The sequence below is a fragment of the Comamonas sp. Z3 genome (assembly GCF_008121565.1).
In the GTDB taxonomy this organism is placed as follows: Bacteria; Pseudomonadota; Gammaproteobacteria; order Burkholderiales; family Burkholderiaceae_C; genus Comamonas; species Comamonas brasiliensis.
In genome coordinates, this window is record NZ_VOQU01000004.1 from 1 (window position 1) to 19,287 (window position 19,287).

General features: G+C 61.6%; 17 protein-coding genes. 10 read left to right on the forward strand and 7 right to left on the reverse strand.

The genetic code is table 11. The features are described from left to right. The 5 genes from FSY59_RS12175 to FSY59_RS12195 all read right to left on the reverse strand — a co-directional run. Positions 1-844: aldehyde dehydrogenase family protein (locus FSY59_RS12175; RefSeq protein WP_148729031.1), on the reverse strand; the 844-nt coding region annotated here is incomplete at its 3' end. Between the two features lie 114 nt (positions 845-958). Next, the gene (locus FSY59_RS12180; protein WP_148729032.1) at positions 959-1,888 is read right to left on the reverse strand and encodes a dihydrodipicolinate synthase family protein; all 930 of its coding nucleotides are present in this window, start codon (positions 1,886-1,888) and stop codon (positions 959-961) included. 11 nt (positions 1,889-1,899) lie between these two features. Then, positions 1,900-3,072, reverse strand: a complete 1,173-nt coding sequence (locus tag FSY59_RS12185; protein ID WP_003051848.1) for an L-rhamnonate dehydratase — start codon at positions 3,070-3,072, stop codon at positions 1,900-1,902. A 60-nt stretch (positions 3,073-3,132) separates the two neighbouring features. Beyond that, positions 3,133-4,182, reverse strand: a complete 1,050-nt coding sequence (locus FSY59_RS12190) for a 4-hydroxythreonine-4-phosphate dehydrogenase PdxA (protein WP_148729033.1) — start codon at positions 4,180-4,182, stop codon at positions 3,133-3,135. Between the two features lie 2 nt (positions 4,183-4,184). Next, on the reverse strand, positions 4,185-5,162 hold the full coding sequence (locus FSY59_RS12195) for a tripartite tricarboxylate transporter substrate binding protein (protein ID WP_043374928.1): 978 nt from the start codon (positions 5,160-5,162) through the stop codon (positions 4,185-4,187). A 115-nt stretch (positions 5,163-5,277) separates the two neighbouring features. On the opposite strand from FSY59_RS12195, the gene FSY59_RS12200 reads away from it, so the two are divergent. The 3 genes from FSY59_RS12200 (at position 5,278) to FSY59_RS12210 (ending at position 8,604) form a co-directional block, all read left to right on the forward strand. Next, a complete protein-coding gene (locus FSY59_RS12200) occupies positions 5,278-6,222 on the forward strand; it encodes a LysR family transcriptional regulator (protein ID WP_148729034.1) in 945 nt (314 codons plus the stop codon). Positions 6,223-6,871: 649 nt separating this feature from the next. Beyond that, entirely contained in the window at positions 6,872-7,789 is a 918-nt protein-coding gene (locus FSY59_RS12205) for a 3-hydroxyacyl-CoA dehydrogenase family protein (protein ID WP_255439488.1), read from the forward strand. Next, entirely contained in the window at positions 7,789-8,604 is an 816-nt protein-coding gene (locus tag FSY59_RS12210) for a 3-keto-5-aminohexanoate cleavage protein (RefSeq protein ID WP_148729249.1), read from the forward strand. Before FSY59_RS12205 ends, FSY59_RS12210 begins: the two co-directional genes overlap by 1 nt. A gap of 8 nt (positions 8,605-8,612) precedes the next feature. Here FSY59_RS12210 and FSY59_RS12215 read toward each other — a convergent pair whose 3' ends face one another. Both FSY59_RS12215 and FSY59_RS12220 read right to left on the reverse strand, forming a co-directional pair. Then, positions 8,613-9,245: a GntR family transcriptional regulator gene (locus FSY59_RS12215; RefSeq protein ID WP_255439372.1), complete on the reverse strand. Its 633-nt coding sequence runs from the start codon at positions 9,243-9,245 to the stop codon at positions 8,613-8,615. A 60-nt stretch (positions 9,246-9,305) separates the two neighbouring features. Beyond that, positions 9,306-11,063 (reverse strand): IlvD/Edd family dehydratase, encoded by a 1,758-nt coding sequence (locus FSY59_RS12220; RefSeq protein ID WP_019044185.1) that lies wholly within the window; start codon positions 11,061-11,063, stop codon positions 9,306-9,308. Between the two features lie 110 nt (positions 11,064-11,173). Here FSY59_RS12220 and FSY59_RS12225 point away from each other — a divergent pair, with 110 nt between their 5' ends. The 7 genes from FSY59_RS12225 to FSY59_RS12260 all read left to right on the forward strand — a co-directional run bounded on the left by FSY59_RS12225 (position 11,174) and on the right by FSY59_RS12260 (position 19,287). Then, entirely contained in the window at positions 11,174-12,187 is a 1,014-nt protein-coding gene (locus FSY59_RS12225; protein ID WP_003051830.1) for a tripartite tricarboxylate transporter substrate binding protein, read from the forward strand. A 50-nt stretch (positions 12,188-12,237) separates the two neighbouring features. Next, a complete protein-coding gene (locus FSY59_RS12230) occupies positions 12,238-13,158 on the forward strand; it encodes a LysR family transcriptional regulator (RefSeq protein WP_148729036.1) in 921 nt (306 codons plus the stop codon). 177 nt (positions 13,159-13,335) lie between these two features. Further along, positions 13,336-14,280 carry an RNA polymerase sigma factor RpoH gene (rpoH, locus tag FSY59_RS12235; RefSeq protein WP_029158804.1) on the forward strand — a complete coding sequence of 315 codons (945 nt, stop codon included), beginning with the start codon at positions 13,336-13,338 and terminating at the stop codon, positions 14,278-14,280. A gap of 142 nt (positions 14,281-14,422) precedes the next feature. After that, complete coding sequence (locus tag FSY59_RS12240; protein ID WP_019044186.1) at positions 14,423-15,421, forward strand: tripartite tricarboxylate transporter substrate binding protein; 999 nt, start codon at positions 14,423-14,425, stop codon at positions 15,419-15,421. Between the two features lie 249 nt (positions 15,422-15,670). Next, on the forward strand, positions 15,671-16,414 hold the full coding sequence (locus FSY59_RS12250) for a sterol desaturase family protein (protein WP_003051822.1): 744 nt from the start codon (positions 15,671-15,673) through the stop codon (positions 16,412-16,414). Further along, a complete protein-coding gene (locus tag FSY59_RS12255; RefSeq protein ID WP_019044187.1) occupies positions 16,415-17,335 on the forward strand; it encodes a fatty acid desaturase in 921 nt (306 codons plus the stop codon). 17 nt (positions 17,336-17,352) lie between these two features. Then, entirely contained in the window at positions 17,353-19,287 is a 1,935-nt protein-coding gene (locus tag FSY59_RS12260; RefSeq protein ID WP_148729037.1) for an iron-containing redox enzyme family protein, read from the forward strand.

A 19,287-nucleotide genomic window follows, 5' to 3' on the forward strand; every position in this document is an offset into this window, starting at 1 on the left:
TGCAGCGCTGGCCGCTGGAGTAGAAGCCGCTCTGGGCCGACAGTTCCACGGCCTGGTTCAGGTCGGCATCGTCCAGCACGATCTGGGGATTCTTGCCGCCCATTTCCAGCTGCACCTTCTTGCCGCTTTTCACGCAGGCTTCGGCAATGCCACGGCCCACGCCCGTCGAGCCCGTGAAGCTGATCGCCGCCACGTCGGCGTGGTTGACCAGGGCTTCACCGATCACGCGGCCGCGGCCCATGACCAGGTTGAAGACACCGGCGGGGATGCCAGAGCGGTGGATGATGTCGGCCAGGGCCCAGGCACTGCCGGGCACCAGGTCGGCGGGCTTGAGCACCACGCAGCAGCCGTTGGCCAGGGCCGGAGCGATCTTCCAGGCGGGGATGGCGATGGGGAAGTTCCAGGGCGTGATCAGGCCGACCACACCGATGGGCTCGCGCGTGATTTCCACACCGATGCCGGGACGCACCGAAGGCACGGTCTCGCCAGTGAGGCGCAGGCATTCACCGGCAAAGAACTTGAAGATCTGGCCGGCGCGGCCGACTTCGCCAATGGCTTCGGGCAGGGTCTTGCCTTCTTCGCGGGCCAGCAGCTCGCCCAGCTCCGCCTTGCGCGCCAGGATTTCCGTGGCTATCTTGTCCAGGGCGTCGGAGCGCGCCTGGATGCCCGAGGTGGACCAGACTGGGAAAGCGGCAGCGGCGGCGGCCACGGCGGCCTGCACGTCCTCGGCACCCCCCTGGGCGTACTCGCCGATCACGTCGGACAGGTCGCTGGGGTTGGTGTTGGGGCAATAGCTGTCAGCAGCCGTCCATTGGCCGTTGATGAGGTTGTGGTGTTGGGTCATGGATATGCTCTTGATAGAGGAGCTTGCTGCACTTGCTATTCATAGATTTCAGTATAAAAAGCACCTGAACTCCTTAATGAAAAAGCGCAACCAGCTCCTGTATTCATAGTCGTCTCAACGGGCCCAGCGCAGCACCAGCGGGTCCAGCCGGCGGGCGATGTCCAGCAACTGGCGTCGCACCTCGGGGTGCATGGGCGGCCAGGGCGAGCGCGGCGCATCGCAGGCGATCACGCCGCCCTCCTTCATCAGCGCCTTGGCGGCGAGGAAGCCGGCCTGGCGGTTTTCGTGGTTGATCAGCGGCAGCCAGCGCTGGTACTGCTCGAAGGCCTTGTCCTTGTCGCCTGCGCGGTGCGCCTCGATGATGGGGCGTATGCCGTCGGCAAAGCCGCCGCCCGTCATGGCGCCCGTGGCGCCGGCCTCCAGGTCGGCCAGCAGCGTGATGGCTTCCTCGCCGTCCCAGGGGCCTTCTATCGCTTCGCCGCCCAGGGTGATCAGTTCGCGCAGCTTGCCCGCCGCACCGGCGGTTTCCATCTTGAAGTAGCTGACCTGCGCTATCTCCCTGGCCATGCGGGCCAGAAAGGCCGGCGACAGCGGCGTGCCCGCGGCCGGTGCGTCCTGGACCATGATGGGGATGTCGATGGCGTCGGACACGCCCTGGTAGAAGGCCTGCACCTGGGCTTCGCCGAAGCGGAAGGTGGCGCCGTGGTAGGGCGGCATGACCATGACCATGGCGGCGCCCATGTCCTGGGCACGGCGGCTGCGCTCGGCGCAGATTTTGGTACTGGTGTGCGTGGTGGTCACGATCACCGGCACACGGCCGCCCACATGCTCCAGGGCCGTGCGCGTGAGGATTTCGCGCTCCTCATCCGAAACCAGGAACTGCTCGGAGAAGTTGGCAAGGATGCACAGGCCGTCCACGCCCGAGTCGATCATGAACTCCAGGCAGCGCTTCTGGCTGGTCAGGTCCAGCGTGCCGTCCTCGTGGAAGGTGGTGGGCACGACGGGGAAGATGCCCCGGTAACGGGGATTGGAGGGTGCTGGCATGCTGCGTCTCCTCAATCGATGATGTGGAACTGGTCCAGATACTCGGTCTTGAGCGTGAGGCCCAGGCCAGGCACGTCGTCGCGCAGTTGCAGGAAGCCGTTGTCGGCAACCGGTTCGCCGTCGAAGATGTACCAGAACAGCTCGTTGCCGACTTCCACGTCGAAGATGGGGAAGTACTCGGCCATGGGCGAAGCCAGCGTGCTCATGGTCAGGTGGTAGTTGTGCATCTGGCCGGCATGCGGGATCACGGGCACTGAATAGGCTTCGCACAGGGCATTGATCTTGTGCGCCGCCGTGATGCCGCCCACGCGGTTGGTGTCGTACTGCACGACGGAGACGGCCTTCCTGTCCAGCAGCTGCTTGAAGCCGTAGAGCGAAAACTCGTGCTCGCCGCCCGAGATGGGAACGATGTTCATGGCGTTGAGCTCGGCGTAGCCGTCGATGTCGTCGGCGATCACAGGCTCTTCCAGCCAGCGCGGCTCGAACCTGGCCAGCTTGGGCAGCATGCGCTTGGCATACTCCAGGTTCCAGCCCATGTAGCACTCCAGCATCAGGTCGGTGTCGTAGCCGATCACTTCACGGATGGCTTCGACGGACTTGAGATTCTCCTTCACACCGTCCTGCAAATGGGCGGGCCCGTAGCCGAAGCGCATCTTGAAGGCCTTGAAGCCCTGATCCAGGAATTTCTGTGCTTCGTCCTGCATCTCTTTCAGGTCGGTGCGGTAGAGCTTGCTGTAGTAGCAGGGAATCTTTTCCTTGGTGCGCCCGCCCAGCAGCTTGAACACGGGCTTGTTCACGCTCTTGCCCAGGATGTCCCAGATGGCCAGGTCCACAGCCGAGATGGCGGCCATCGTCACGCCCTTGCGGCCCCAGGCATGGGTGGCGCGGTACATGCGCTGCCACAGGTATTCGTAGTCCCAGGGGTCCTGGCCGATGACCAGGGGCGCCAGGTACTCGTCGATGATGGCCTTGGCTATTCTTGGCGCCAGGGCCACGTTGCCCAGACCGATGATGCCGTCATCGGTTTCGATCTCGACCACGGTCCACGAATGGAAGCGGAAGGTGCTCATGGACTCGGTGTTGGAGTACACCAGATCCATGGCGTTGGAGCAGAAGTTGCCCTGGGGCGGAACGGTCTTGCCCTTCCATTCATAGACACGGGCGCGGACGGACTTGATCTTCATACAGACCTCGGAAGCAAAGAGTGGGTAGGACAGGCGGCCCAGGCCGCCCGGAAAATGGGCTCAGACAGTTGGGGCGACCTGGCGATCACGGTGGGCGGCCCCCATGCGCGCGGCGATCTGCAGCGCCTGCCAGGTGGCTTCCACATTGGCCTTGCCCTGGCCCGCGATGTCGTAGGCCGTGCCGTGGGCCGGCGTGGTGATGGGAATCGGCAGGCCGCCCTGCACCGTCACCCCGCGCGAGAAGCCCAGCAGCTTGATGGCGATCTGGCCCTGGTCGTGGTACATGGTCACGATGGCCTGGTACTCGCCGGCCTGGGCCTTGAGAAAGATGGTGTCGGCCGGGAACGGGCCGTGGAACGGCGCATCGCTGGGCCAGTCGCGCGCCTGCAGGGCCTGGACGGCGGGCGCGATGATGTCGATTTCCTCGCGACCGCAGGTTCCGCCATCGCCGTTGTGCGGGTTGAAGCCGGCAATCGCCACCTTGGGAGCAGCCAGGCCGCTGGCGCGCAAGGCGTTGTAGATCAGCTCGGCCGCCTGGCTGATGCGCTCCTGGCTCAGATAGCCGGCCACATCCTTGAGCGGCACGTGGGAGGAAATGCGCGAGGTCCAGAGATCGCCCAGCGTGTTGAACTCGCAGAAGTAGCCGGTCACGCCCAGGTACTCGGCAAAGTGGTGCAGCTCGTCCTCGTGGTGCAGGCCGCCCAGCTTCATGGCCTGCTTGTTCAAGGGCGCAAAGCAGATGGCGTCGATATCGCCGGCCAGGGCCGCATCCATGCATTGGTCTAGCACCTGCAGTACCGAGCGGCCGCCTGCCGCCCCCACCTGCCCCTGCACCACATCGGCCTGGGCGATGGTGTCCACGGCCACAAAGGCCGGCAGCCGCGTGTCGGCACGCTCGCGCGCGGCAGACAGGCCGGCCAGCGCCGCGGTTGCCACCTGCAGTCCGGCGATACGCTGGCCCTGCTCCCAGAGCCAGGGATCGCCTATCAACACCAGGTTCGCCTGCTCGGTGGCTTGCGGCCTGGCCAGCAAACGTGCAATCAGTTCGGCGCCGATGCCGGAAGGATCGCCCAGGGTCAGGGCGACAACGGGAAAAGAAGCCTTGCTCATGCTCAGTCCAGCTTGATGTTGTTCTTGCGAATGATGTCGCCGAAGCGTTTGTACTCGGCGAGGTGAAAACTGCCGAAGTCGGCCTGGGCCATGGGCCGCAGCTCGGCACCCACGGCTTCGAGACGGGTCTTGGTCTCGGGCATGGCGATGACCTTGTTGACCTCGTCATGCACTTTCTGCTGCACAGCCTTGGGCGTGGAGGCGGGCATGTAGATGCCGTACCAGGCGCTGATCTCCACGTCGCGCAGGCCCGCTTCGGCCATGGTCGGCACCTGGGGCAGCTGAGGGTTGCGCTGGGGAGAAGTGACCGCCAGAGCGCGCAGCTTGCCGGCCTTGATCTGGCCTATGACCGAGGGCATGGTGTCGAAGCTCATCTGCACCTGGCCGCTGACCAGATCGACCAGGGCCGCGGCACTGCCCTTGTAGGGCACGTGGGTGATCTGAATGCCTGCGGCATCCTTGAACACCTCGGCAGCGATATGCTGGGTGCTGCCCGTACCGCTGCTGGCGAAATTGATCTGACCGGGATTCTTCCTGGCCATGGCCACCAGCTCCGCCACCGTGTTGGCGGCAACGGAGTTGCCCACCACCAGCACATTGGGCACCGAGCCGACAAAGGCCACGGGAACCAGATCCCGGTTGTTGTCATACCCCAGCTTGAGCAGATGCGGTGCGATGGCATGGGCCGTGACCACGCCCATGACCATGGTGTGCCCATCCGTGGCCTTGGCCGTCATGTCCACGGCCAGCGTATTGGAGACGCCGGGCCGGTTCTCCACGATCACCGGCTGCTTGAGCAGCGGCCCCAGTCGGTCGGCCACGGCGCGGGCCATGGCATCGGTGCCGCCTCCGGGCGCAGAACCCACCAGCATGCGCACGGGCTTGACGGGCCAGTTCGCAGAGTCCTGTGCCTGGACCTGCCAGGGCAGCGCGGCGGCGCCGCACAGGGCGGCTATGGAAAGTAGATGACGTCTTTGCACATTTGTCTCCTTGGCTTTTTTATTTCATCGCAGCCCGATCCTAGGGAAGCCGCTGATATGCGTAAACTGAAAGTTATTGATTAATCGATAACCTGAAGCAATAAGAAACCATGCCATGGGATCAATCGACAAAAGCGACAACACGCCACAGCTGCTGAACCGGCTGCGCATGCGCCAGGTGGCCTTGATACTGGCCATCGACGAGCGCCAGACCTTGCGTGCAGCAGCGGCCGAGCTCGGTCTGACCCAGCCGGCAGCCACCAAGATGCTGCAGGAGCTCGAAGACGCCCTGGGTCAGCGGCTGTTCGAGCGCGTGGGCCGCCGGCTGCAGCGCAATGCGGCAGGAGAGCGGGTGCTGGAATATTTCCGTTCGCTGCGCGGCAATATCGAGGCCCTGAATCGCGAACTGGGCGAGCTGCGCCAGGGAAGCTCCGGACGGCTGGCCGTGGGCAGCATCATGGCCGCCTCACCCGGGCGCCTCACCCAGGCCCTGCTGGAGCTGAAGCAGCAGTTGCCCCTGCTGGAGCTGGAAGTGGCCGTGGACACCAGTGATCGCCTGCTGGCCCAGCTGCGTGAAGGAGTGCTGGAGGTAGTCGTCGGGCGCATGACCAATGAAGCGGGCAGCGATTGCCGCTTTTGCCCGATCGACGACGAGCAACTGGCCTTCATCGTGCGCAAGGAGCATCCTCTGCTGTCGCTGCAGCGGCCCGGTCTGCAGGCCTTGCAGGGGCATGGCTGGGTGATGCAGCCGCCTGGCAGCCCCATGCGCAGCTTGATCGAGCAGGAGTTCCGCGAGCACAGTCTGCCGCTGCCGCGCGGCCTGATCGAAACCGGCTCCATACTCACCACCATCAATCTGGTGCGAAGCTCGAATATGGTGGGCGTGATTCCGCGCACGGTGGCGGACCTTCATGCTGCCCACGGCATGCTGCATATCCTGCCGTATCGGACCAAGCACAGTCTGGAGGCCTACGGCAGCCTGGTACGCAAGGACAGGCCCATCAGCCGCTCGGCACAGATGTTCCTGGATCTGCTGCACCGTCACGATGCAGCAGCCTGAAGCGTGGCGTGGCCGGTCGTGACAAGCGGCCCTTTTTCAAGACCGTCAGACCAAGGCCGCTGAGGTTCGGTGAAAGACCCCGGTCCTCTGGAAGCACTGGCCGCCAGGGCCCGGCTCCCGGCACATGCCACATCAACCCCGAAGCATCGATGAATGAGTGCTGTGCCTGTTAGATACAACGCTTGCGGTATGCAAAACCGTCATGGACGTTGAACACATCAAGGCCTCGGAGCTGCTCTGGGGCCGTCCAGCACCGGCGATTAGGCCAGGGGCTTATGGCGTCTGCTCCTCATGGCAAAGGGCCTCGGCAATGCGTGCACGGATGGCCAGAAGACTCGCAGACCACCGCACATCAGTTACATGCTGACAAACGAAGGCCAGGGCTTTCGGCTGCTGCGTCAGCACGGCCCTGGCGCGCTCGCACTGCGCCGTGGCCTTGCCTAGTCACGCCGGCGGAAGCACAGCAATACATTCAAGAAACAGGATAGTCATCCCAATAAATTTGCTTATCAAATTTATTGCCGCCATCCAAACTGTCTTCAAGACATACGAAACCTGGAGACACCCGTTGAAGCAAACGATTTTCAGTGCGCCTGGGCATTTTTTCCGCCCCTCGCGTTCACACGCTGTGGTTATTGGCGGCGGAACAATGGGAGCCGATGTCGCGGTCGTCCTTTGCCGCGGAGCTTGCAGAACGACGGTGATCGAACCCGACGCCGACCGGGCCGCCAAAGTCCCTGAGCAAGTCCGTGAGGGATTGATCCAGCTGGGCGCGGCTCAGCACCTTGCCCGGCTGTCCGTCGTATCGTCCTTGGACGATCTTGACTGGAACTCTGTGGACCTGGTGATCGAATGCATCCCGGAGCGTTTGGACATCAAGCAAGCGCTTTTCAGGCAACTCGAGCAGCGCGCCCGCAAGGATGCATTGCTGGCCAGCAACAGCTCGAGCTTTCCCATCACCGCAATTGCACAAGGCCTGCCAACACAGGAACGCATGCTGGGTCTGCATTTCTTCATGCCTGCGCACCTGACGCCTCTCGTTGAAGTGGTGTGTGGCGAGGCGTCCCGCATGGAATGCGCAGAGAACCTTCATGCCTTCATGCGCCAGTGCGGCATGGTTCCGGTGCTGGTCAGGAAGGATTTGCCAGGCTTTCTGGCGAACCGCCTTCAGCACGCGCTGGCTCGCGAGGCTTTTGCACTGATTGAAGCGGGCATTGCATCGGCCGAGGATGTGGATGCAGCCGTGCGCTTTGGCTTCGGATTCCGCTTTCTCGCAGCAGGTCCCGTGCTTCAGCGCGACCATGCGGGTCTGGAAGTCCACTGCGCCGCTGGAGCAACGATGTACCCGTCTCTGGCGGCCAACAAGGAGCCTAGCCCATGCCTGTCGCAAAGAGTGGCTGAAGGCAAGTTCGGCATGAAGTCCGGAGAAGGTTTTTTCAAGTGGACTCCGGAGAGCATCGCCCAAGAGAAACAGCGCTACCAGAGGACACTGCTGGCAGGTCTCGAACTTCTCAAAAGCGAACTGCCTGCCGTGGGCGATGCCGCCGAGCAAGAAGAAAGCGCATGATGAATACACCGCTGATCATCACCGTTGCTCCCAACGGAGCCTACAAGACCAGGGAACAGCACCCCGAGGTTCCATTGACTGCCGCCGATCTGGCACAGACCGCCAAGGAATGCCTGGACTGCGGTGCGTCCATGATTCATATGCATGTGCGCAAGCCTGACGGCAGGCATTTGCTCGATGCCCACGCCTACCTTGAAGCCACTGCCGCAGTGCGCAAAGCGGTGGGCCAGGAACTGGTGGTTCAGGTCACCACCGAAGCGGCTCAGGTCTACCAGCCACACGAGCAGATGCGGGTCGCACGAGAAACGGCGCCGGAAGCGATCTCCGTCGGCTTGCGCGAGATACTCAAACCTGAAGTTCCCGAAGCGGATATCCACTCCTTCTTCACATGGCTCAAGCAGAGCAATGTGATGACCCAGATCATCCTGTATGACGTGGCGGACGTGCAGGCCTGGCAACGCCTGCGTGCAAGCGGCGTCATCCCGGAAAACAAATGGTTTCTGCTTTTTGTACTGGGCCGTTACTCTGCCGGTCAGACCTCTTCGCCCATCGATCTGCTGCCGTTCCTGAATGCCCATGACGATGTCTATCCATGGGCAATGTGCGCCTTCGGCCCTCAGGAAAACGCGTGCGCGATGGCTGCAGCCAGCCTGGGAGGGCATGCACGCGTCGGCTTCGAGAACAACCTGTTCCTGAAGAGTGGTGAGCCGGCTGCAAGCAATGCCGCCCTGGTCGCCCAGGTCTGCCAGGGGGCCGCAGCGCTGGGCCGTCCGCTGGCCACGGCTGACGATATTCGAAGCCTGTTCCTAAACTGATCAGCACTTCAAGGCAGCAGCGCCTCTTGTGTCTTCAGGTAATGGTCTCTTGGAGGCACAAGATGCTCTGCGGTCAGACGGATCAGGCGCTCCCGCGAGCCCTCCCCCTGCGCCAGTACCGCCAGCAGCTCGTGATGCTCCTGTTGGGATTGCAACTGACGCTCTCTGGACATCAGCGTTCCAAATCGAATCGCATGCGTTTGGCGGGCGAAGTCTTCGATGGATTGCGACAGGAAAACATTGCCGCATTGCGCAAACAACAGCCGATGAAACTCCTGGTTGGTCCGAAAAATGCCGCGCGGCTCCTGTTGCTGGATCGCTGCGTCGTGCCCGGCCTGAATGCGCCTGAGCTGCTCCAGGGCATCACGGTCCAGAGGCAGCGCAATTCTGCGCATCGCCTCCAGCTCGAGCAGCTCTCTCATTTCGTAGAGATGAATGACCTCGTCTCTGCTGAAGGCCTTCACCATGGAGCCAATATTGCGCCTGCGCTCAAGCAGACCAGCGCTTTCGAGCCGAGCCAGCGCGTCTCGCACCACATGGCGTTTGGCTGCGAACCGTTCCATCAGCTCGTCTTCAACAAGACGCACTCTGGGAGCCAAGAGGCCCAGAACGATGTCTTCCTCCAATGTCGCGGCAATCACGGATGCACCGTCCTCGGATGGACGGCGCTCCCTGGCAAAAGCGCCCGTCGGCATATGAACTTAACTCCTTGGAATCGAACCCTTGCGCTGCGTCGCAGTCAAGAAATCAAAGTCTGCGCCACGATCAGCCTGCAAAACAGTTTTCTTGAACAGATGCGCGTAGCCACGCTCTGCGGCAGGAACTTGAACAGGCTTGGCATTCTGACGCATAGCCAGCTCTTCCTCACTGACCAGCCATTCAATACAGCGCTCGCGCACCGACAGGCGAATTCTGTCCCCGGTTTGCACCCAGGCCAAGGGCCCGCCAATTGCCGCCTCGGGCGTCACATGCAGGACGATGGTGCCGAAAGCGGTGCCACTCATACGCCCATCGGAGACACGCACCATGTCTTTCACGCCTTGGGCAGCGAGTTTCTGGGGAATGGGCAGGTAACCCGCTTCCGGCATCGCCGCTCCTTTGGGGCCGATGTTCTTGAGCACCAGCACATCCTCGGCCCGGACATCCAGCTCGGGCGAGTCGATACGCGCGGCCAAATCCTCCGCATTCTCGAAGACAACGGCACGGCCCTCATGCTCCATCAGCTCGGGGTTGGCTGCGGACTGCTTGATGATGGCTCCTGCCGGGGCAAGATTGCCGTGCAGCACGGCAATGCCGCCCTGTGGATACAAGGGAGCATCCAGAGTCTTCACCACATGCTGCTTGAAGCCGGGACCTGCCGCCTCCAGCTCCTCGCCCAGGGTGCGCCCCGTCACGGTCAGAGCATCGAGGTGCAGCAGGGGCTTGAGCTCTCGAAGCAGGGTATGCATGCCGCCCGCGGCATGAAAGTCCTCCATGTAGTGGTCGCCGGACGGCTTGAGGTCGAGCAACACCGGAGTATTGCGGCTCATGACGTCCAAGGCCTTGAGATCCAGCTCGTATCCCAAACGACCTGCGATCGCTGCCATATGCACGATGGCATTGGTCGAGCCCCCCATGGCCAGCAGCACGCGCATGGCGTTTTCGAAGGCAGCTGGTGTGAGAATCTTGTCAATGCTCAATCCTGCACGCGCCATGTGCACAGCCACCTCACCGGATCGCTCTGCAACCCGGATGCGGTCGGCAGTGACCGCTGGAGGGGTCGCGCTGCCAGGAAGGCCAATTCCCAGAGCTTCTGCGATACAAGCCATCGTGCTGGCAGTGCCCGCCACCGAGCAGGTGCCCACACTGGCGACGAGCTGATTGTTGACGTCGGAAATTTCCTCCGCATCAATTTCTTCGGCACGAAATTTGCCCCAGTAGCGTCGGCAATCGGTGCAGGCCCCCACTCTTTCGCTTCGATGCGATCCGGTGAGCATGGAGCCGGTCACCAGCTGAATCGCCGGCAGTCCGACCGAAGCCGCACCCATCAGCTGGGCCGGCACCGTTTTGTCACACCCCCCGATCAGCACGACCGCATCCATGGGCTGCGCTCGCAGCATCTCCTCTGTGTCCATGGACATGAGGTTGCGCAGATACATGCTGGTCGGCTGGGAAAAGCTCTCGTGCAAGGAGATGGTCGGGAAGTCCATGGGCAGCCCGCCGGCCATCAGGATGCCGCGCTTCACCGCCTCAATCAGTTGCGGCATGTTTCCGTGACAAGGGTTGTAGGAGCTGCCGGTGTTCGTGATACCGATCACAGGCCTGTCCAGCGCCTTGTCGGTATAGCCCGCTCCTTTGATGAAGGCCTTGCGCAAAAAAAGAGAAAAGCCGCGATCACCGTAGTTGGTGAGTCCTTTGGAGATGCCGCTCGAAGCGGCTTCCGGATGAATCGTGGCTTGCTGGTCTGGCTTGTTCGTCATGGAAGGGTTAACCATTGTTGATGCACTGATTATTAATAATATTATTGATTAAAAGAAAAATCGAGCGCTCGAACCAGAAAGCGCATACCTGAAAACCCTAAGGAGACTTCATGAAACCCACAGACCCCGTCAATCCGGGCATGTACCGCCGCAAGCTCGTTAACCTGCTTGCAACCGCCCTCGTTGCAGCCGGCGCATCGGGAGCAGCCAGTGCGCAGACCGACTACCCCAACAAACCCGTGAGGCTGGTGGTTCCCTATGCGCCGGGCGGAGCGACCGATGTCATTGGCCGCGTTCTCGCCAAACAGCTTTCAGACCAGCTCGGGCAGCAGTTCGTCGTCGATAACCGTGCCGGAGCTGGCGGCAGTCTGGGGGCGGGTCAAGTTGCCAAATCACCTGCCGATGGCTACACCTTGCTGATGGGCGCCTTCACAAGCCACACCATCAATGCAGCACTGACGCCTGCGGTGACTCCTTTTGACATCCACAAGAGCTTCGCGCACATCTCGGTGGTTGGCAGCGTTCCGCTGGTATTTGTAGTCAATCCCAATGTTCAGGCGAAATCCGTCAAGGAACTGGTCGCCCTCGCCAAGGCCAGCCCTGGCAGCGTCACCTTCGCTTCCGCAGGCAATGGCTCGCCCCAGCATCTCTCGATCGAGATGTTCAAGCGCCAGACGCAGGTGGAAGTCGTGCATGTACCCTACAAAGGCAGCGGCCCCGCTCTTTCCGACCTGCTCGGCGGTCAGATCAATGCCATGATTGACACCGTTCCTGCCGCACAAAGCCAGATCAAGGCAGGCAAGCTCCGTGCCCTGGCCACCACCACCAAAGAACGCGTCGCCTCGGTTCCAGATATCGCTACCGTGGTGGAAGCCGGATTTCCAGACATGCAGGTCAGCTCCATGTTTGCGCTCACGGCTCCTGCAGGAACGCCAGTTGCAGTCATTCAGAAGATCAATTCGGCGCTGAAAGTGATTCTGTCCAAGCAGGATGTCAAGGACTCCATGCTTGCCCAGGGCGCCATTGCCACCTACAACACGCCTGAAGAGTCGGCCAAGATCATCAATGCCGAGTACGCCAAGTGGGCCAAATTGATCAAAGACAGCGACATCAAGGCTGAATAAGCGCAGATGGCGGAGCTGCAAAAAGCTGCAGCTCCGCTACCTATACTGCTGTGGTGGAAGCCAATCTATCAACCAAAGACCTGAGGGCGGTGGTCGCTCTGAGCCAGACCAAGAGCTTTGGCCAAGCCGCGCTCCAGGTTCACCTCTCGCAGTCTGCGCTGTCGGCCCTGATTGCGCGTGTAGAAGCCCAGATCGGAGCAAGACTGTTTGAGCGCACTACTCGCGCCGTCGAGCTGACCGATGCGGGCCATGTCTTTATCGCCCATGCCCAGGAGATCTTGCGCGATACGCAGCGTGCCTTGCGCGCCGTGACGGACACCGTACAGCTCAGAACTGGTTCGGTGACGGTTGCTGCACTTCCCTCTCTGGCCGCCTCGCTGCTGCCAAAGGTCTTTGCCGAATTCACGCGGATTCACCCCGGGGTGCGCCTTGCCTTGCTTGATACCTTGTCGGGAGCAGCGTTTGATCTCGTTCGTGATGGCAAGGTCGACTTTGCACTCACTGCAGCCGATCCCAAGCAGGAAGACCTCGCCTATGAACAACTGATGGAAGACCAGTTCTTTATCATCTGTCCCGATGACCATCCTCTATCCAGGCAGGCAGGTCCCATCCCGATCGAGACCACCCTGGACTACCCGCATGTCTCCATGCCAAGCTCTGCCAGCGTGCGCCAGTACATTGATGCGGATCTGCTCTCAAAAGGGCTTTATTTCGCTCCTGTCTTTGAAGTTGACCATATAGCAACCATAGGAGCTCTGGTCAGTGCGGGCCTGGGCATCAGCGCGCTACCCGAAACAGCCATATCGCTGCTACAGGCCGACCGCCTCGCGCAGATTCCCTTGTCGGCCCCTGGAATTCAACGTCCTTTGGGCATAGTGATGCGCCGCCACGCACCTCGAAGCTCGGCTGCTAGGAAATTAGAGACATTAATCAGAGCGAGCCTGCAAAACCTGGCCTTTCATTCCAGCTAGAGCACCGCTCCGGAGGCCGGAAAAGACAGAGATCGAAGGGAATGTAAGAAATTCTCCATGAATCGCTACAAACCGCCTGCGCCATCAGAAAACCAACAAAAGCTGTGGGAACTTTGTCTTTAGCACTCTCTCTAACGGAGTGCTAATATGAAGATCATGGAAGAAAGGAAACCTGCAATGAAAACTGCCTCCGGCTCCATTGCTACTGCCCTGGCGCCCGCGAACCCCTGGGCGCTGGTACCTCCGCTGGGCAACCTGGATGCCTATATCTCGGCGGTCAATCGTATGCCAATGCTCACCCTTGAGGAAGAGCAGGACTACGCTCGCAAGCTCAAAGAACACAATGATCTGGACGCCGCCGGGCGTCTGGTGATGTCTCACCTGCGTCTGGTCGTCTCCATCTCACGCCAGTACCTGGGCTATGGCCTGCCTCACGGCGACCTGATTCAGGAAGGCAATGTGGGCCTGATGAAGGCTGTCAAACGCTTCGACCCTGATCAGGGTGTGCGTCTGGTCAGCTACGCCATGCACTGGATCAAGGCGGAAATCCACGAATACATTCTGAAGAACTGGCGCATGGTCAAGGTCGCCACGACCAAGGCCCAGCGCAAGCTGTTCTTCAATCTGCGCTCGATGAAGCATGAGCTGAAGTCCGATGCCGCCATGGCCGACGATGAACTGGCCCTGCGCGAAACCCTGACCTCAAACGAAATTGACGCTGTCGCTGCCAAGCTCAACGTCAAGCGCGAGGAAGTCATCGAGATGGAAACCCGTCTGGCCGGCGGCGATGTGCTGCTGGATCCTTCTCCCAGCGACGACGGAGAGCAGGCCTTCGGCCCCATCGCCTACCTGGCCGACGCCAGCCACGAGCCTACCGCCATGCTTGAATCGCGTCAGCGCGATCATCTGGCGACCGATGGTCTGGTCATGGCCCTGGAGGGCCTGGATGACCGCAGCCGCCGCATCGTTGAAGAGCGCTGGCTCAAGGTCAATGACGACGGCTCCGGCGGCATGACGCTGCATGAGCTGGCTGCCGAATATGGCGTGAGCGCCGAGCGCATTCGCCAGATTGAAGTAGCCGCCATGAAAAAGATGAAAAAAGCGCTGGCCGAGTTTGCGTAAACGCCAACTTGCGCACCAGGGCCTTAAAAGGCTGAAATGTTGAACCTCAAACCCGGATAATTTCCGGGTTTTTTATTTTTCGGAATCGATGCATGTTTTCATGCACAGCGATCACCCATCAAAAATTCAAAAGAGACCTGCCATGCCTATTCGCACTTCGCAAATTCTGAAGAATCTGTCCCGCCGCAGCCTGATTGCTGCAGGCGTCACCATGATGGCGACTGCCATGGCTCCAGCCGCCATGGCGGCTGACAACTGGCCCGACAAGCCCCTGCACCTGATCGTGGGATTCCCCGCCGGCTCCTCGCCCGATCTGAGCGCGCGCGCACTGGCCGAGCCTCTGGAAAAAAAGCTGGGCCAGACCATCATTGTGGAAAACCGTGTGGGTGCAGGCGGCAATATCGCCGGTGAATACGTGGCCAAGGCCGACGGCTACACCTTCAGCGTGATGATCAACGGCAATATGACCATTGCCAAGATGCTCAACCCCGCTGTGCGCTATGACCCCATCAAGGATCTGCAGCCCGTGAGCCTGATCGGCGTGGCGCCGCTGGTGCTGGTGGCCCCGTCATCGGCCCCGCAAGGCAAGGCCTTCATGGAAGCGGCCGCCAAGGCTGGCGACAAATGGAGCTATGGCTCTCCCGGCGTCGGCACCGTGGGCCACCTGGGCATGGAATTGCTCAAGAGCCGATCGGCCATCAAGGCCGTACATGTGCCCTATACCGGCTACCCACAGGTGTTCAACGGCATTCAGGGCGGCGATTTGAAGCTGTCCATGCTGCCTCCGGCACTGGCCATGGCGCAGATTCAGGCCGGCAAGCTGCATGGCATTGGCGTGACTTCTGCCGCACGCAGTCCGCTGGCTCCCGGCCTGCCCAGCCTCAAGGAACTCGGCGTCAACAACTTCGACCTGGAAATCTGGAACGCAGTGGCAGCGCCCAAGTCCATGCCCAAGGCCCATGTGGACAAGCTGGCGGCAGCCGTCAGCGAGATCGTGCGCACGCCAGAAATGCGCCAGAAGCTGTCCATGCAAGGCTGGCAAGCCGTGGGCAGTTCGCCCGAAGGCCTGAGCAACCGCATCCAGCAGGATGTGAAGGCCCTTGGCACCATCATTCGCGAGCAGGGCATCACGGCACAGTAAACACGCCCCCCTGAGCCGCTTTGCGGCTTCCCCCGAGGGGGACGACAGCCTCGCTGCGCGGCGGCGCTTGCTCGCTGTCACGCAGATGACGTGCGCCAGTTTTGCTCCATCCCACACGCTGAAGCTACTCCGGGTATCAACGAGAGCTACCGCAGCGTCCTTTATCATGCGCCCGACAGGCATGGGTTTACGCTATGCCGTCGGGCGCATTGTTGTTTCTGGAGCAGCGCCACCGCTTTTGGAGCCTTCATGGACGCTGGTACCTGGTTCACGCAGCTCAATGCCTGGCAAGTCATGGCCTTGGGTCTGGTTTTTTTCGGGGGTATTTATCTGCTGGGCGGCCTGCTCATGGCGGCACTGACAGCGGCCCTCGCGCGCGCGGGCACAGGCAGACCGCTCGATACGCGCCCGCTCAAGCCCGAGCAGCTAAAGCGTGAATGGCGCCAGTCCTTTCATTCCATACTGATCTTCGGCATCGGCATGATCGTTCCCTGGGGTCTGCTGCAGCTGGGCTGGGCCCAGCTCTCGCCCACGGCCAGCGCCGGACGCATTGCGCTGGAGATCTTTGCCTTGCTGATCTGGAACGATGTGCACTTCTGGATCAACCACCGCCTGCTGCACACGCGCCGCCTGGTGCGCTATCACGGCGACCATCATCGCTCCGTGGTGACCACGCCCTGGTCCACCTACAGCTTCCACCCCATCGAAGCTCTGATGCTGGGCAACATCATCTTGCTGCCCATGCTGGTGCATGACTTCTACTTCTGGTCGCTGGCCTCGGTACCAGTGCTGAGTCTGATCCTGAATCTGATCGGCCATTCCAACTATGATTTTTTCCCCGAGGTCTCCGACACGCACCCGCTGGCTGCCAGCCGCCGTCACCATCTGCACCACGCACGCCCCGCCGGCAACTATGGCTTTGCTCTGGCCTTCATGGACCAGATCATGGGAACGCGGGTCACGGACAGCGCTCCCCAAGGCCCTCGTCGCTGAATGAACAGGCGCCGCTATCCCGCCCTGCGTCATTGGCGCGACTGGCAATCCGTCCTCTACATGCTGCTGCTGCCGCTGCTGGTATGGTGGCAATGGACGCAGGGCTTCAGCTTCATTCTCTACGGCGTCGAGCTGTTTCTGACCCTGGGTGTGGGCGTGATCCACCACAACCACACCCATGCGCGCATGTGGCGGGGGCGCCGGACCAACCGCCTGACCGATTACTGGCTGACCCTGCTGCAAGGCCATCCCACCTTTGTGTTCTGGCCCGCTCATGTGGCCAACCACCACCGCTTTCGCCACGGACCGCGCGATCTGGCGCGCACCTACCGGCCCGAATGGGGTGGCGATACCAACCATCTGTGGGGCTACCTGATTCACCCGGTGCAGGCGGCTTTCGTGCTGTATCCGCTGTTCTTTCGGTGGCTGAACAATCTGCGTCTTCACTGGCCCGGAGCCTTTCGCTACTGCATGGGGCAATACCTGCTGTGGCTGGGCAGTTGGGGCTTTTTTCTCTGGCTGGACTGGCAGAAGGCCCTGATTTTCATCATCGTTCCCCAGTTGCACGGCCTGCACTGGCTGCTGGCCACCAACTATCTTCAACATGCCCACGCCGATGGAAGGCCGCTGACCAGAGCACAGCGCAATACTCCGGGTATCGAGCTGAACTACGCGCGCAACTTTGAAGGCCTGGTCAACCCCCTGCTTTTTAATATTGGCCTGCACACCGCGCACCATGAATGCCCGCATGCCCATTGGTCCGAGCTCAGCGGACTGCATGAGCGCATTTACCGCCAACGGGTCACTCCCGCATTGAACGAAGGTGGCCTGCTGCCTTATATGGGACGCGTGTTTGTATTGGGTCTGGTCTGGCCCGCGGCAAGAACCGAGCCGCAGATGCCGCCCGACGCTGTGAAGTAAAAACCTGTTGAGGATCTATGCCCGTCGCCTATTCCAAGGTCTATCTGCAATCTGCCGGCATGTTTCTGCCTGGCGCCCCGGTGGACAACGCTGGCATGGATGCGTTTGTCGCACCGCTGAACCGCATCTCCGAGCGCATCAAGCGCCGCATCCTGGCCGAGAACGGCATCCAGACCCGCCACTACGCCATTGATGGTGAAGGCCAGACTGTCTTCAGCAACGCCCGCATGGCGGCCCGCGCGATCGAGGAGACCCTGGCCCTGGCTGGCAAAAAGCTCTCCGACATCGGCTTTCTGTCCAGTGGCTCCTCGGGGGGCGATGCACTGATGCCCGGCTTTGCCAGCATGATTCAGGGCGAGATGGCCGCCCCGCCCATGGAAACGCTGTCCGTGCATGGAGTTTGCGCCGCCAGTGTGGGTGCCATGCAAGCTGCAGCCATGGCCGTGGAAAGCGGCGCCCATGCGCTGGCCCTGTCGGTGGCCAGCGAAATGCCTTCGCGTCTGTTCAAGCGTTCACGCTTTGCGGCCCAGGGCTATGACACCGACTTTGACGCCCACTTTCTGCGCTGGATGCTGTCCGACGGCGCAGGCGCCGTGTTGCTGGGCGGCCCCAAGGCCCTGCCTCAGGCCAACGGGCTGCGCCTCAAGCTCAGGTGGACGCACCAGCGCAGCTTTGCCGGCGACTACCCCGTGTGCATGCAGCTGGGCATGACGGCCGATCGCGGCAAAAGCCATCTGGACTTCCCTGCCTGGAGCGATGCCGAGGCCGCAGGCGCTCTGGCACTGCGCCAGGACATTCGCCTGCTGCCGCATCTGTTCGATGTCTGCATTCACGAATATGCAGCCCTGGCCCACCAGGGCTGGGTGCCCGAACGCGGCATCGACCACTTTCTCTGCCACTACTCGTCGGAGCGCTTCATTCCCGTGGTCGACGAGTTGCTGGGCAAGGCCCAGCTCAGCATTCCACGCGAGCGCTGGTGGAGCAATCTGGCCTGGCGCGGCAACACGGGTGCCGCCTCCATCTTCATCATGCTGTCGGAGTTTCTGCAAAAACAGGGCCAGCACCTGAAAGCCGGCGACACCGTACTGTGCTTCATCCCCGAGTCGGGCCGCTTCACCGCAGGCTACATGCTATGGGAAGTAGAGCTTGATACGCATACGCAGAAAGCGATTGAGGTCAATTTCCCTCAAGAATCCGTGCAGACTCCGGCGCAAGCCGATGATGCGCTTCCAGATGTTTCGGGCATCGCCGCACCGCATGACCCGGCCACCGCTCCAGCGCAGTTGGCGCCGCTGCTGACCGAGCTGGCCAGCATCTGGCAGGACTACCGCAGCAATGTCTGGCGCACTCCCCTGCTGCAGCGCATGCGCACGCGCCGGTTGCAGATCACCGACTATCTGCGCTGGATGAGCCACTGGATTCCCCAGGTGCGCGAAGGCAGTCTGTGGATGCGAGAAGGCGCGGCCTCGCTGACCGGAGACTACGCAACGCTGGCCTCGCTGATCGACCTGCATGCAGGTGAGGAGCAGAACGACTTCAAGATTCTGCACAGCGACTATCTGAAGGCCGGCGGCACCGAGACCGACATCAACCGACTACGCCGCAACCCCGGCGGCGAAGCGCTCAATGCCTATCTGCACAGCCTGGCTGCCACGCCCAACCCGGTCGGCCTGCTGGGCGCCATCTACATCATCGAAGGCACGGGTCAGCGCATCGTTCCGAGCCTGCTGCCCCTGCTGCGCCAGAGCCTGCCGCTGCCGCCCGATGCCTTCCGCTTTCTCGAGTACCACGGCGCCAACGACGAGAACCATCTGGAGCGCTGGCTGCTGGCCGTGCAGATGGCACTGGAGCTGGACAGCGAAGGCACGGCCCAGCAGGCCATACTGCAGACCGCACGCAACACCGCAGCCATGTACCTGATGCAGTTTCAGCATGTGCTGACAGAGCGCTAA